The sequence below is a fragment of the Erwinia endophytica genome (assembly GCF_009295515.1).
Lineage (GTDB): Bacteria > Pseudomonadota > Gammaproteobacteria > Enterobacterales > Enterobacteriaceae > Erwinia > Erwinia endophytica.
Genome location: NZ_RQVV01000049.1, coordinates 55,287 through 70,613 on the forward strand (window position 1 = coordinate 55,287; position 15,327 = coordinate 70,613).

12 protein-coding genes and 1 pseudogene are annotated in these 15,327 nt (G+C 52.2%); 11 read left to right on the forward strand and 2 right to left on the reverse strand.

Annotation, left to right across the window (positions count from 1 at the left end; translation table 11 throughout):
- Positions 1-92: 92 nt before the first annotated feature.
- A complete protein-coding gene (locus tag EH228_RS13830; protein ID WP_152322221.1) occupies positions 93-1,721 on the reverse strand; it encodes an ABC transporter ATP-binding protein in 1,629 nt (542 codons plus the stop codon).
- Between the two features lie 243 nt (positions 1,722-1,964).
- Here EH228_RS13830 and EH228_RS20335 point away from each other — a divergent pair, with 243 nt between their 5' ends.
- The 7 genes from EH228_RS20335 to EH228_RS13865 all read left to right on the forward strand — a co-directional run bounded on the left by EH228_RS20335 (position 1,965) and on the right by EH228_RS13865 (position 9,268).
- Positions 1,965-2,318 carry a hypothetical protein gene (locus EH228_RS20335; RefSeq protein ID WP_204902665.1) on the forward strand — a complete coding sequence of 118 codons (354 nt, stop codon included), beginning with the start codon at positions 1,965-1,967 and terminating at the stop codon, positions 2,316-2,318.
- Between the two features lie 98 nt (positions 2,319-2,416).
- Complete coding sequence (locus EH228_RS13840; RefSeq protein WP_152322222.1) at positions 2,417-3,748, forward strand: NAD(P)/FAD-dependent oxidoreductase; 1,332 nt, start codon at positions 2,417-2,419, stop codon at positions 3,746-3,748.
- A 33-nt stretch (positions 3,749-3,781) separates the two neighbouring features.
- Entirely contained in the window at positions 3,782-5,446 is a 1,665-nt protein-coding gene (locus EH228_RS13845) for a peptide ABC transporter substrate-binding protein (protein ID WP_152322223.1), read from the forward strand.
- 37 nt (positions 5,447-5,483) lie between these two features.
- A complete protein-coding gene (locus EH228_RS13850) occupies positions 5,484-6,434 on the forward strand; it encodes an ABC transporter permease (protein WP_152322224.1) in 951 nt (316 codons plus the stop codon).
- A gap of 11 nt (positions 6,435-6,445) precedes the next feature.
- Positions 6,446-7,330, forward strand: coding sequence for an ABC transporter permease (locus EH228_RS13855; protein ID WP_152322225.1), 885 nt, complete (start codon positions 6,446-6,448; stop codon positions 7,328-7,330).
- Between the two features lie 91 nt (positions 7,331-7,421).
- Positions 7,422-8,048: an acyl-CoA dehydrogenase family protein gene (locus EH228_RS13860; RefSeq protein ID WP_152322226.1), complete on the forward strand. Its 627-nt coding sequence runs from the start codon at positions 7,422-7,424 to the stop codon at positions 8,046-8,048.
- Positions 8,049-8,254: 206 nt separating this feature from the next.
- Positions 8,255-9,268: a ketopantoate reductase family protein gene (locus EH228_RS13865; RefSeq protein WP_204902666.1), complete on the forward strand. Its 1,014-nt coding sequence runs from the start codon at positions 8,255-8,257 to the stop codon at positions 9,266-9,268.
- Between the two features lie 120 nt (positions 9,269-9,388).
- On the opposite strand, the gene EH228_RS13870 is transcribed toward EH228_RS13865, so the two are convergent.
- Positions 9,389-10,279, reverse strand: coding sequence for a LysR family transcriptional regulator (locus EH228_RS13870; RefSeq protein ID WP_152322227.1), 891 nt, complete (start codon positions 10,277-10,279; stop codon positions 9,389-9,391).
- 107 nt (positions 10,280-10,386) lie between these two features.
- Here EH228_RS13870 and EH228_RS13875 point away from each other — a divergent pair, with 107 nt between their 5' ends.
- From EH228_RS13875 to EH228_RS13895, 4 genes and pseudogenes are all read left to right on the forward strand, one after another.
- A complete protein-coding gene (locus EH228_RS13875; protein WP_152322228.1) occupies positions 10,387-11,814 on the forward strand; it encodes a coniferyl aldehyde dehydrogenase in 1,428 nt (475 codons plus the stop codon).
- Between the two features lie 32 nt (positions 11,815-11,846).
- Complete coding sequence (locus EH228_RS13880) at positions 11,847-12,536, forward strand: type 1 glutamine amidotransferase domain-containing protein (RefSeq protein WP_152322229.1); 690 nt, start codon at positions 11,847-11,849, stop codon at positions 12,534-12,536.
- Between the two features lie 350 nt (positions 12,537-12,886).
- Complete coding sequence (locus tag EH228_RS13885; protein ID WP_152322230.1) at positions 12,887-13,804, forward strand: bestrophin family protein; 918 nt, start codon at positions 12,887-12,889, stop codon at positions 13,802-13,804.
- 1,010 nt (positions 13,805-14,814) lie between these two features.
- Positions 14,815-15,290: pseudogene (locus EH228_RS13895) on the forward strand (Hcp family type VI secretion system effector).
- Positions 15,291-15,327 lie beyond the last annotated feature (37 nt).

Below are 15,327 nucleotides of genomic sequence, written 5' to 3' on the forward strand. Positions count from 1 at the left end.
TAAAAAACTAATTATCGAAGATAATAGTAGAGAGATATTTTCCAACGAAAACATTCTCATTAAAAATCCCTGTAAGCCTGCGGGGATTTTTACTATTCTTGCCCAGGAATAGCATTGACCAGGGTTTTCGTATAACGGTGCCGTGGCGCAGTAAATACCTGCTGCGGCGTCCCTGTTTCCACCACCTCACCTTTATACAAGACAAGAATTTCATCACAAATCTGGCTGGCGACACGCAGGTCGTGGGTAATAAAAAGAATCGCAATTTGCGTTTTCTGTTGTACCTCGGCCAGTAATGCCAGAACCTGCGCCTGCACGGAGACATCCAACGCGGACACCGATTCATCCGCCACCAGCAGCAGTGGATCAAACATCAACGCCCGCGCAATGCCGATGCGCTGCCGCTGCCCTCCTGAAAATTCATGGGGATAGCGATCATAAGCACTGGATTCAAGCCCCACCAGCGACAGCAGCCGCAACGCTTTTTTACGCACTTCACTGGCGGTCATGCCGCCATGCGTCAGCGGCCCGACAGACAGGATGGTGCCAATCGTATGACGGGGGTTAAGTGAAGCGAACGGATCCTGAAATATCATCTGGATCAGGGGCCGCAGCGGCCGAAATTCATTCTCATGGATGGGAACAATGTCTCGCCCATCAAACATTATCTTTCCCGAGTCTGCCGCCAGCAGTTTCACCAACACTCGCCCGAGTGAGGATTTTCCCGACCCCGATTCCCCGACGACGCCCAGCGTTTCGCCTTTGCGCAGAGTGAAGCTGACGTTATTCAGCGCCCTGACCTGCCGTCCCCGCCGAAGAAAACCGGATGATTTTTGATACGTTTTACACAGGTCGATAGCTTGTAACACCACCGGTTGGCGGGCTGTCCGCTCCTTTTCTACCTGCCGCAGATGAGGCACCGCCGCAATTAACTGCTGGGTATAAGGATGTGACGGCGCGGATAATATCCGCCGGGCGGGCCCCTGTTCGACCATCTGCCCACCGCGCATCACCACCACCCGATCGGCTATCTCTTCCACCACGCCAAAATCATGGGTAATAAACATCACGCCCATTTTTTTGCGATTCTGTAACACGCGGATTAACTGGAGAATTTGCGCCTGGGTGGTCACATCCAGTGCCGTCGTCGGCTCGTCGGCAATCAGGACATCCGGATCGAGCGCCAGCGCCATGGCAATCATCACCCGCTGCCGCTGACCACCAGAAAGGTTAAACGGATATTGATGCTGAACGCTCTCCGGTTCAGGTAGCCCGACTTCCTTTAACAGCGACAACACTTTTTCTTTACGTGTTGCAGATGAACCAGCCTGATGCGCCTCCATCACTTCCGCAATCTGCTTGCCAATGGTCATAATCGGGTTCAGCGCGGACAGCGGATCCTGGAAAATAATGGCGATGGACTTACCCTGCAGACTACGCAGCGCTTCTGGCGTGACGCCAAGCAAATTCTGGCCATTAAGCAGTATCTCGCCACGGGTCACTGTCAGGGCCTGGGGAAGTAATCCCATCGCTGCATGCGCCGTCACCGATTTCCCGGAGCCGGATTCGCCAATGATACACAGGATCTCACCGGCCAGCAGCTCGAAAGAGAGGTCGTCAACCGCCAGCGCACGATCCATCCCTGCGGGTAATGAAACCGTTAAATGACGAACTGACAATAAGGCGGGCTGTTGCACTGGCATCGTCTGAACCATCGTCATAAGCCTCTGTCCTGAACATGACTGAAAAAATAACGCACTGGCCGCCTGTATCATGGCATTGCATTAATTTCGTCAGCAAGATCGTTTTATTATGATAAGCAACATTAGAATTCTTTTAATCTAGGTAATCACAAATTCCTATGATAAAAATAGTTGTGACTGTCCACTAATCTGTTAATACTGGATTTATCATCACTATTAACAGGCAGTCGGAATAATCGCGCTGATTTTTGTGAGGTCTGAATGAGGGTAGTTGATCACCAGTCAGCAGTCAGTCCCTCCATTTATCGGGATTCAGGCGGGCTGGAACAGTTGTTAATTTTTTATATCCGCAGTATCAACATCATTGTTTCTCGCGCTCTGGATACGAAATCATCGGGTCTGGATGTGACGAAAGGAACAGGAAAAATCAGTACGTTACTGATTTTTCCTCGCCATCCGGGGATCCGCCCTTCAGCCATCGCTGCACTTATTATGCGTGACCGCTCCGCCATGGGCAGATGGGGGGTAAGATTAAGTCCGTTATTATCAATGCGTTCAATAAAGTGCCCGAACAGCATCGGCCGGGTCTTGATTAATCCTCTCCCTGACGGTTAATTATCCCTGTCGTTATTGATGAACCATAAATGGTCGGAAATAAACAATCCCCTCAGGATATTTTATTTCGATACTGCCTGAACAAAAGAGTCTTAATTATGCCTGGTCCCCGTGTAGTGCCGTTTTACGGCGATAATGACTTACCTGAACGTGTTGATGTGGTGGTGATTGGCGGCGGTATTATCGGTGTCTCGACGGCGCTGGAACTGGCCGAACAGGGTATCCGGGTCGCCTTGTGCGAGAAGGGACAAATTGGTCATGAACAATCGAGCCGCAACTGGGGATGGGTGCGTATCTCACGTCGCGATCCACGTGAAATCGCCCTGATGGCTGAAGCCCTTAAGATCTGGCAGACACTGGACAGCCGCATTGCAGCCGATACCGGCTACACGCAGTCAGGCATTGTATTTGCCTGCCACGATGACCAGCAGGTAGAAAAATATCAACAGTGGTTGCAATGGGTAAAAGAGTTTCCCGTCAGTTCCACTATGCTGGATGAGGGGCAGTTCAGGCAGAAGTTTCCCGCGGCGAATATGACGGTCAGGGGAGCGCTGTACACGCCTGAGGACGGACGAGCTGAGCCACAAAAAGTCGCCCCTGCCATTGCGGAAGCTGCCCGGCGTAACGGGGCCTACATCCTGACCGAATGCGCCGTACGGGGTATTGAAACCTCCGCGGGTCGTGTCTCTTCGGTGATTACCGAACGCGGCGAAATTGCCTGCCAGAGCGTGGTATTGGCAGGTGGCGCCTGGTCATCATTGTTTACTGCCCGCCATGATTTACGCCTGCCGCAGTTAAAAGTGATCAACAGCGTATTACGTACCGCGCCCCTGAGCGAAGGCCCGACGGAAACCCTGTGGTGTCAGGGTTTTGCCCTACGAAAACGCCAGGATGGCGGTTATACCGTCGCTTCCGGCCATGAAAACATTGCCGATATCGTCCCTGATTCTTTCCGCTACGCGCGGGATTTTTTGCCTGCGCTGCGCAATGACTGGCGTTCACTGCGCTTTCGCGTGGGGGGGCGTTTTATTGATGAAGCCAGACTGGACCGTCACTGGCAGATGGATCGCGCCTCGCCTTTTGAGTATTGCCGGGTGCTTGATCCGCGACCTTCTTACGCCATGGCAGACGGCGCGTTCCGTCAGTTGCAACAACATCTGCCGTCATTTCGTCAGGCAAAAATCGCGCAATATTGGGCCGGTTGTATTGATGTAGTGCCTGATGCCGTACCGGTTATTTCTGCGGTGGACAGTAAACCAGGGTTCTATATCGCGACAGGCTTTTCCGGCCATGGTTTCGGTATCGGCCCGGCAGCCGGACGCTTAATGGCTGATCTGGTATTAGGACGTCAACCGATTGTCGATCCGCATGCTTTCCGTTTTTCTCGCTTTTCCGACGGTTCAAAAATTGAAGTTTTTAGCGGCGTCTGACCCTCCCCCCTTAATCCGACAAGAGGAAAACCGATGACTAACAAATTTGATGACAGGCTGAATCTTTCCCGACGTAAAGCGCTGATTTACCTCGCGGCCGGGTCGGCGTCGCTGGCATTACCGAATCTGTTTGGCATTGGCAACGCGTTGGCGGCGGTCCCCCCCCAACGAAAAGGTCAGATGGTGGTGGGATTTTCGCAAGAACCGACCGTCTTTAATCCACATATGCCGCACATTGAGGTGGATGAAGGTATCCACTTCAGCGTGTTTGATCCGCTGTTTGCCATCAACGAGAAAGGCGATTTTACCCCAGCGCTGGCGGTTGAGGTGCCAACCGTCGCCAACGGGGGGATTTCCGCTGACGGTCTGAAATTCCATCTCAAGCTACGCAACGACGTAAAATGGCATGATGGTAAGCCTTTCACCGCTAATGATGTAAAATTCACCCTGGAGCTGCTGGTCGATCCAAACTTCCGTAGTTGGCGTAAAACCGGCCATGAACTGGTGCGTGATATCACCGTTATTTCGCCGACAGAAATCAGTTGGCGAATGGACAAACCTTTCGCCCCCTACCCGTCCATTCTCGCGTCAACATTTATTGTACCGGAACATATTTTAGGACCGGTCAAAGATAAAAATAACGCGCCATTTAATCATGCCCCGGTCGGTACCGGGCCATTCAAGTGGCAACAACGCGTACCGGGTGATCATATCGAACTGGTTGCCAATAGCGATTACTACACCGGAGGGCCGGGTCTGGCGCGGGTGGTGTACAAATATATCCCTGACCTCAACGTGATGTATACCCAGTTTGCCGCCGGGGATATTGATGTTGTCGGCCTGCAGTGGATCTCTGCCGATCACTATGATGATGCAAAGAAGTTGCCAGGCAAAGTGGTGAGTGTGGCGTCCAGCGCCACCATCGAAAACTTTGCTTTCAATCTGGGACGCCCTCAGTTCCAGGAACTGGCGGTTCGCCAGGCGATCTACTACGCCATTGATAAGCAAACCATTATTGACTCACTCTATTACGGGTTGCCCAAACCCACCGAGACCTACATGCCGACTGCCTCGGCCTACTTTAATCCCTCGCTGCCTAAGCATGAATACAGTCCTGATAAAGCGAAAGCATTGCTGGACCAGGCGGGCTGGAAACCCGGCGCTGATGGCATCCGCGAGAAAAATGGCGTGCGTCTCTCTTTTACCAACTCCACTACCGCAGGGAATCATCTGCGCGAACAGATGCAGCAATTCATGCAGCAATCGTTTCAGGACATCGGCATCGAGATGAAAATCTCTAACCTGCCGCCAGCCGTTATGTGGGGCGAATACTGGATGATGTCTAAATTCGATACCGCGATTGTCGGCCTGAGTTTCCTCACCGGTGCCGATCCGGATACCTCGGATTATATGCGCTCAACCTCTGTTCCAGCCAAAGGCGGCGCAGGCCAGAACACCTTTCAATATCAGAGCAAAGAGGTGGATGCTCTGCTGACGCAGGGCAGTAAACTTTTCGTGCCTGAACAACGTAAAGCGGTGTACTTCAAGGTGCAGGAACTTGTGCGCCAGGACCTCCCTTTCCTGCCGCTGTTCCCATTTGCCAACGTACTGGGGCATAAACAAGGAGCGACCAACATCATTCCTAACGTCAACGTGCGTATCGACAGCTGGAACGTGGGCAGTTGGTACTGGGCGTAAATTCGGCGGACAGACAGAGTGACAGGAGGAACGATTTATGCTGAATTTTCTGCTCCGGCGACTGGGTCAAAGCATCGTCGTGCTGTTTCTGGTCTCTCTGATTGGTTTTGCCGCACTCAATCTGGCGCCAGGCGGCCCGCTTTCGCAATATGCGCTGACGCCAGGGATGAACCAGCAGACGCTGAATCGTCTTGCTGAACAGATGGGGCTGAACCGCCCGCTGCCTGTGCAATATCTCGACTGGTTGCGTCATTTGCTACGCGGCGACTGGGGACGCTCCTACCGGGACGGTCAGCCGGTACTGACGATCATTTTCTCACACGTTCCGGCAACATTACTGTTGATGGTGACATCAACTGTACTGGCTATCAGCATTGGCGTCTGGGTCGGGGTGAAAAGTGCGGTAAAACGCTACAGTCTGTTCGATGATCTGGCCACGATAGCCGCCATGATTGCCTTGTCGATCCCGACCTTTTGGTTTGGCCTGGTGGCCATCTATCTGTTTGCGCTGAAATTACACTGGTTCCCGGCTGGCAACATGTACACCATGGGGAATGGTTCACTACTGGATGTTCTTCACCATCTGGTGCTGCCGGTGATGGTACTGACCTTTGTCGATGTCGCGGTATGGAGCCGCTATATGCGCAGCGCCACACTGGAAACCATTAATCAGGACTTTGTGAAGACCGCCCGCGCTAAAGGGCTTTCTCCCCGACGAGTGCTACTTCGTCATGTGGTCAGCAATGCTCTGTTGCCGATGATAGCGCTGGCAGGTATGCAGTTGCCTGCTATCCTCGGCGGGGCGCTGGTGGCTGAAACGGTGTTTACCTGGCCAGGCATGGGCAGATTATTCCTCGACAGCCTGGGCTATAGCGATTATCCCGTGGTCATGGGACTGTTGATGTTCTCCGCCATCATGGTGCTGCTGGGCAATCTGGCGGCCGACGTGATTACCGCGTTTGTCGACCCACGTATTCGCCCGACATAAAGGAGCCTGCGATGTCTGACTCATCCCTGTTATCCCCGTCAGTGGTCAGGAGACGCTGGTGGCATAATCGAACCCTGGGGCGCTTTCTCCACCATCGCCTGGCCTGTAGCGGTCTGGTGGTGATTATGTTGATGACTCTGGCCTGTGCTATCGGCCCGTTGCTCCTGCCGTTTGACGATTTGCATATCGACTTACGCGCGCGCTTCGCTCCGCCATTCACCGGCTGGCACCTGCTCGGCAGCGATTCATTAGGCCGCGATAATCTGGCGCGTCTACTGATGGCCGGGCGAATTTCGCTGCTGGTCGGTTTTTTTTCCATGCTGCTGAGCATCGCATTCGGTGCGGTTATTGGTATTATCGCTGGCTATTACGGCGGTCGAACCGGAGCCGTGTTAATGCGCATCGTCGATGCCTTTCTCTCGTTTCCCAGCGTCTTTTTGCTGCTGACGCTCGCCGCGTTCCTCAAGCCGAGTCCACTGATGATTACCGTGATTATTGCCATCACCAGTTGGATGGAAGTGGCGAGGATTGTCGAAACAGAAGTCCGCTCACTACGGGAACGGGAGTTTATCCTCGCGGCGAAAATGCTGGGGCTATCTGGTCGCTGGATTATGTTCCGCGAATTACTACCGAATGTGGTCGGACCGATTATCGTCGCGGCGACCCTGACCGTGGCGCGAGCCATTCTGCTGGAAGCCTATATCAGCTTTCTCGGCTATGGCATTCAACCCCCCCTCCCCAGTTGGGGCAATATGCTCAACAGTGCACAGCAGTATCTGGTGCGCGCGCCCTGGCTGGCGCTGGCTCCCGGACTGGCGATAACTCTGGCGGTGACCTGCTTCAACTGTATTGGCGAGGGCCTGCGCGACGCGCTGGATAATCGTAACCAACAATAACTGCCATCAGGCGTGTCGGGATATGACGATTCTCTCCGTTTGAGCCGTCGCTATAGCGTGCGAATAAACACATTTCTGCGGCTGAAACACCGTGTCGCGCACGCTAGCTTTTCTGCTCAGCCAGAGAAAGTTTTCGTTGCGGGTGAGAGGCCGCCAGCTTACTACCCTGACCAAATATTTTTTCCCGCAACGTTCCTTCCCGGTATTCCCGTTGCGCCAGGCCGCGTTTTTGCAAGACTGGAACCACCTGTTCCACCCATTCATCCCACCAGCCCAACGTTGTCACCGGCACGACATTAAAGCCATCAACGCCAGCATCCGCAAATGCCTGCAAGTTGTGGGGCGTGTACGCGGCGCGGCATATGCCAGCGGCGCCATTGTGCTCCACAGCGCCGAGTCGATCCAGCGTGCCTTTGAGGTACGCTTTAGCGGGGATGAGGAACAACAAGCGCAGGTTAATGCCATCGCAGAACTGGACGTTTGTCAGTCCCTGAATGTAGTGACTGACCTGATACTGAATGCGACAACCCTTATTTTCGATGCCTTAGGGGCCTCCGCCACGCTGCGAACTGTCGCGCTGGATCGCTTCTGGCGCAACGCCCGCACGCTTTCCTCGCATAATCCGCGGATTTATAAAGATCGTATCGTCGGGGATTTTGCGGTAAACGGAACCCTGCCGCCCGGACAATGGCGCATTGGCATTGCCGACCCGACATGATATGGCGCCATACTGACTGAGACTGATCAACAAAAATAACGGAAACAGCCCCGCAGACTGGTTAAACCAGATCACGCTTTTTTCCTGCTACTCTGATTTTGAGTCGCTGCCTGGTTCAACGCATCCATATTGTGCTATCAGCGCCCCAGGTTGAGTTCCGTGCCTAATTCTGTACTTATTTCATTAACCGGAGTAAGGAGTCAACGATGGGCCAACGAATACCGAAAATCTGCGTCTACGGCGCGGGGGCGATAGGATGTCATTTAGCCGGTCATCTCGCGCAGTCAAAACAATGTGAAGTCGCTATTATTGATCGTGAAAAGGTGGTAACGGTCATTAAGCAACGAGGAATACGCGTTATCACGCCAAATAACGACGTCACTGTTCAGGTACATGCAACCACCCGTCCTGAAGAATTAGGGATTCAGGATTATGTCATTATCGCCACCAAGATCCAGCAAGCCAGTACATTACTGAACGCCCTTTCCCATCTTATCGGTCCTGATACCACCATTTTGCCGCCGTCTACTGGCATTCCTTATTTCTTTTTCCACCAGTTACAAGGACCTTTCAAAGACCGTCATTTACCGGAAATTGACCCCGACGATCAACAATGGCGCCTCATGCCGCCAGCGCAGGTGTTGCCGGTGGTGTTCTGGTATGGAGCGCACAGCACAGAGCCTGGCGTCACCCATCAGGACGGCGTTCAGGGCCACTACCCATTGGGAGAACTCAATGGGCAGACGTCGGAGCGCGCACGCCTACTCTCTCATCTGCTTGAACAGGGTGGTCTTCGCGCGCCGATAACGGACAATATACGGGGGGAAATTTGGATAAAATTCGCCAATAGCCTGTGCTGGAATCCCATCGGGATCCTGACCCTGGCGGATATGAATGGAATTGCGGCAGCGCCAGAGGTGGTGACCATTATTGAAAACATGCTGAGTGAAATCGATGCAATAGCTGATTCCTTTGGCCTCAAAATGCCACAATCGATTGCCGAAAGAATCGATTTCACCCTGAGTACGGGTCAACATAAAGTGTCAATGTTGCAAGACCTGGAAAGACACCGCCCACTTGAACTCGATCCCTTTGAAAACTCCCTTGCGGCGGTCAAAAATATCTCAGGCAAACCGACGCCGACCATTGATATCGTTCTGGCGCTGGCCAAACTACGCAACACCTGTTACAACGCGGAAAACAGTAAGGTGGCGGGATAATTTATCTTACTGATGGACGTCTACGCGCCATGATCTCCTGTGAAGTCGCCGGCTATACCGGCCTGTCTTTCTCTCATACGACAATAACGTGACGGGAGCCCGGTCGTTAATACTGTCATCTCAGCCAGTTTGATTCAGTTGCCAAAGCAATGTTTGTCTTGCGAGGGCGATACGGGGCTGGCGTAAGGCACTGGGTAACCAGATCAGGTTATAGCTGACGGCGGTATCCCCCACCGGCGCCTGCAGAGGCATGAGCTTTCCCTGTTGAATGTGCTGCTGACACAGAAACAGTGGCATCACCGACCAGCCAAATCCCTGCGCCAGCATACTGCGCAGCCCTCGCAAATCCTGACCGACCATGGCGGGAAGCAATGTTTTGTACTTGATGCGATTCTTTCCCAGCCAGCCATCGATCAGGGACAATTCAAGGTTATAGGCCAGTAACGGTTCGTTGAGCAAATCAGCGGAGAAATCATGGCTGTCATGCAGTCGTGCCGCCACCCGCGGTGACGCCACCGCCACAACCTTATCAGTAAAAATCACTTCGCCTTTGAGCCGGCTATCAGTCACTGGATGGGCGGTAATGCCTAAATCACAATGCCCCTCAATGATCATCTGCGCCACCAGCGGCCCATCGCCGGTATGCATGTGTACCCGAATGCCGCTTTCCAGCAATGGCAGTAACTCCCCTGCCAGTTTATCCGCCATAAAATCAGCATGGCCGATTATCTGCAATGTACCGCTGACATCCATTGAACGGGCTCTGGCTGAAGCCAGCGCTGATTCGGCGATATCCAGGCTGTTGCCAATGTCAGCCGCCAAATCATCTGCCGCCGGTGTCGGCATCACCCCCTGAACCTGGCGCTCAAACATCGGCCGTCCGATAGCGACTTCCAGACCGCTAATGTGCTGGGAAACCGCCGGTTGTGTCAGGTTCAACGCGCGCGCGGCGCCGGATATCGAACGCTGACGGTAAACTTCCATAAATGTGCGTAATCGTATGAGTGACATGGCTTGCCATAAATTTATTTATACCCCATGAAAAATAGTCTTATTAGCGAGAGAAATCCAGCGGGGTTACGCTTGCCAGTACCGTAATGAAAATACAGGAAGATATGATGAGCAATGACACCCATTATCAGGAGCTGCAACGTATTTTGCAGTCGATGAAAAACGCCCACCTGCAGGCTGGCCCGGCTTCGGCGGCGTTACGCCGTGATCGTCTGATGCGCAGTATTGCGCTCATCCGTGACAATCATGCCGCGCTCAATGCCGCGATCAGCGCTGACTTCGGTCACCGCAGCGGCTACCAGACCATGGCGGCTGACCTGGTCACGACCATAAATATGCTGCAACATTCCGCCGATAATCTGGAGCGCTGGATGGCACCGGAAAGCGCTGAAGTCCCCGTATCCGCTATGCAGGCCTGGGTTGCTCCACAGCCGCTGGGGGTGGTTGGCATCATCAGCCCGTGGAATTTTCCCATTAACCTCGCATTTGGTCCACTGGCTGGCGTGTTCGCCGCCGGTAACACCGCAATGCTGAAACCCTCGGAACTCACCGCGAAAACCTCTGAGCTGCTGGCTGAACTGGTTGCCCGTTATTTCGCGCCGCATGAACTGACGGTGGTGCCTGGTGATGTCGAGGTTGGACAGGCATTCAGTCGTCTGCCTTTTGATCATCTGGTATTTACCGGCAGCACCACCGTTGGCAAACACGTCATGCGTGCGGCTGCCGAAAACCTGGTGCCAGTGACTCTGGAATTAGGCGGCAAATCCCCCGTCGTACTGGACAGCGATGCGGATCCCGTGGTGGCGGCAGAGCGGACACTGACCATCAAAACCTTCAATGCCGGTCAGATATGTATCTCACCGGATTATCTGCTGCTACCTGAAGGCACCGAATCGGCCTTTGCCGCGGCAGCCAGCGCATTTATACGCCAGGCATTCCCGACGATACAGTCCAACCCGGATTACACCTCGATAATCAGTGATCGCCATTATCAGCGACTGCTCGATCTGCTCGAGGATGCACGGCTGAAGGGCGCGCGCATCATAAGCCTGGCACCGGAAGGCGAACCTGATTTTGATGCCCGCAGCCGAAAAATCGCACCGCATTTAATTCTGGATGTCACCGAAGAGATGAGGGTCATGCAGGAAGAGATCTTTGGCCCGCTGCTGCCAGTCAAAAATTATACCTCGTCGCTCAGTGAAGCCATCAATTACATCAATGCCCGACCACGCCCACTGGCCGCTTATTATTTTGGTGACAATCCGCAGCGGCAACAGCAGATGGCACAACTTACCACCTCCGGAGCGCTGGTTATCAATGATGTCATGGCCCACGCAGCTCTCGACAGTTTACCGTTTGGTGGTGTTGGTGCCTCAGGCATCGGCGCTTATCACGGTATTCATGGTTTCCGCCGTTTTAGCCATGCAAAAGCGGTGGTCATTCAGGATGAAGCCGGAACCACTAATCTACGGCTGCGGGCGCCTTATCAGGATAAGGCCGCCTTACTCACTGAGATGCTGACCCAGTCTGAATAGTAATAATTAATTGAATTAATTAAGGATTTATAATGAAAATTTTAATGGTGCTGACTTCACATGATCAGTTGGGGAATACCGGCAACAAAACGGGGTTCTGGCTGGAGGAGTTTGCTGCGCCCTACTACGTATTTAAAGACGCAGGCGCAGAGATCGTACTGGCCTCTCCTGCTGGCGGACATCCCCCGCTTGATCCTAAAAGCGACTTGCCTGACTTCCAGACAGCAATGACTGCCCGTTTTAAAACAGATGCCGACGCGCAGCTGGCACTGGCGAATACCGTGAAACTGGATACCGTTAACCCGGCGGCTTTTGATACGGTGTTCTACCCCGGCGGCCATGGTCCGTTGTGGGATCTGGCCGAATCGGCCCATTCCATTCGTCTGATTGAATCTGTTGATCAGGCAGGTAAACCGATGGGTTTCGTCTGCCATGCGCCAGGCGTCCTCCGCCATGTTAAAGCCGTTAATGGCGAGCCGCTAATCAAAGGTAAACGGGTGACAGGCTTCACTAACAGCGAGGAAGCCGCGGTTGCATTGACCGATGTTGTTCCTTTCCTGATAGAAGATGAATTTCTCGCATCTGGCGCACATTACCAGAAAGGCCCCGACTGGATACCATTTGTGGTTGAGGATGGCAATCTGATTACCGGGCAAAACCCGGCCAGTTCGGAAGCGGTAGCAAAACGGCTGATCAGTAAACTCACCGGCAATAATAGTTAAGATCAGCGACCAGAGCCGGTAGCGCCCCAGGTCTGCTGAATGATGAGCCGCGCAACGTCAGCAAAAGTCGCGTGGTCTGTTTTCAGCAGAAGGTTCTGAACGGGATAATCTGTCGCGATGGACGGATGACCTTGTTCAGGGCCCCATCAGGACCATTATTACTGGATAAATTCAGCAACCTCGAAAGATTTCATGCAGTGTTTATATCACAACTATTATATTGATTTTAAAATAAAAAACAGGGCTTCATCAGCAAGCTTATCCATAGCATGACGATGAAATATCGTTGATCATTCAGTCATGACAGGCGTACTCTGTGAGAACAAAATCAAAAAATTACCATCGCAAAAATGATTGTTCGTCCCTATCAACACTGGTTCCTGCGCTTATTTGACTGGCACGGTTCAGTGCTTACCAGCATCCTGTTTCGCCTGTCGCTCAACCTGCTGATGTCGTTCATCGCCATCCTCAGTTTTCCCTGGTATGAAACGCTTGGCATCCATTTAACCACCGCGCCATTTAGCCTGATTGGGGTATCGATCGCTATTTTCCTTGGCTTTCGTAACAACGCCAGTTATGCACGCTTTATCGAAGCACGTACGCTGTGGGGCACATTGCTGATTACCCAGCGTTCACTGCTGCGCCAGGTGAAAAGCCTGCGAACCCTGAGTATTGCGCAGGCCCGGGAATTTGCCGACCTGCAGATCGCTTTTAACCTGAGTCTGAAGCATCAACTACGCCATAGCGATCCCTCCGATGACTTACAGCGCACCGTACCTGTCCGCTGGCGCGACAGCGTGCTGAATAACCCACTGCCTACCACACAGATCCTGATGGCGCTGGGGGACTGGCTGGCTGAGTTGCGCCATGAAGGGCATCTGTCAGATATCGTCTGGCAGAGTATTGATGAAAATCTGAATCACCTGTCGACGGTGCTGGGCGGTTGCGACCGTATCGCGACCACGCCAATCCCGTTCGCCTACAGCCTGATCCTGCACCGCACCGTCTATCTGTTCTGCACCCTGCTACCGTTTGCCCTGGTCTCCGATCTACATCTGATGACGCCACTGGTGTCGGTATTTATCTCTTACACCTTTCTGTCGCTGGAATCACTGGCGGAAGAACTGGAAGATCCGTTTGGTACCGCCCCTAACGACCTGCCGCTGGACGCCATTTGTGTGGCGATTGAACGTAATCTGAAAGCCATGAATGGCGATTTCCCGTTGCCGCCGCCGCCACAACCGAATAAACATTTTAACCTGACGTAAGGGTAATTTATCGGTGATTCAGGCCGCTAATCGCCCCATTACCTTGTCAGTCTGCGTAACAAACCTGATAGCGCAATGGTAAGAGGACGGTAGAAAACACAAGCTGCGACGTTACGTCATCAGCAATATCCAGGATCAGCCAGCGGATCGTGTACAGGATCTGCGTCTTGCCACTTCGTGTGAAGCCGGAGTACCAGCCTAAAATTGAGACTAAAAGCGCCAGTCTGATATTAAATGACGTCCAACCGGCTGAACACGACCGGCTTCCCTTGCCTCATCAATACTTGGAAAATCCGACACATTTCCAACCTTTACCTTCAAGACAGAACTTGGCTTCTTACCCACACTGACGTTACGATCTGACGAGGATACTCTTCGCTGGATTAGATAGGTTTTTTTAGTCACACTGATCTTCACTCCGAAACCGACGGGTGAATCACGGTGATCGTCAAAAACGATGTAAGGTTTCTGTTGTGGGTTAGGTTAGAAAATAACTTTTCCAGAGCAACTGAGTCCTGGCCTAACATTGACACTTAACTCATTGATAATAAAAAACTGAGTGAGAATTATTTTCAACGTATCACCACGATGTGTAGCCCAAAACTTACCCCATCCTGAACTACACGTGAGCGACAAACTTACGGGCTTATGTGGGTTTAGAGGGGTTTCACTTGGGGCCACATGAGCACTTGAAAGACTTAAAAAAGAGTTAAATCATATATGAAAGAGTCTATTGACACGGACTTCGCCAGCCACACCCCCATGCTGCAGCAATACCTTTTTTCAATAGTTAACTCATTGAAGTAAAGGAATAAAGTAATTTCAATATCGGTTCTGGTTTACTGATGGGATACATTTCTGGGGAAAATCGAACTTCGAGGTCTGTGTAGAAGACGTAGAAAGCCTAATCTGAGAAGAAGCTAAAAAAACCACACATTGGTCATTTACTCACCTCCGTCCAATAGATAGACTATTTACAGGGATTTACAACAACATAAGAAAAAAAGAACATGGCTATTCCAGGCAATATGTGGATTTACGATGATGGTGGCGCACTCATTAAAGGTGGCTGTGACGTAGCAGGAAGGGAATTCAGCATTGAGTTCAAAGGATTTCACCATAACCCACTGATAACGCCACAGGTAAACCCACAGGAACCCGTCAACACTCACCTATGCTCATTGTTAAAGAGTTCGACTATTCCAGTCCATACCTATACAAAGCCGTTGCCACGGGTCAGAACCTGAAATCCGCTGAGATAAAATGGTATAAAATCAACGATGCTGGTCAGGAAGTCGAATATTTCAACATGCTGCTCGAAGGTGTTCGGATTGTCTCAATATCTCCAACAATGGCATCACCAGAAGACAAAAATAACAACCACCTTGAATCCGTTGAATTGCGTTATGAAAAGATCACTTGGAAGCACTGTGACGGAAATATAATCTACGCTGACGCATGGAATGACCCCTCAGTGTCAGGATAGTTGTCACCCCCTATGAAAAAATACCCGAGGGCGATGG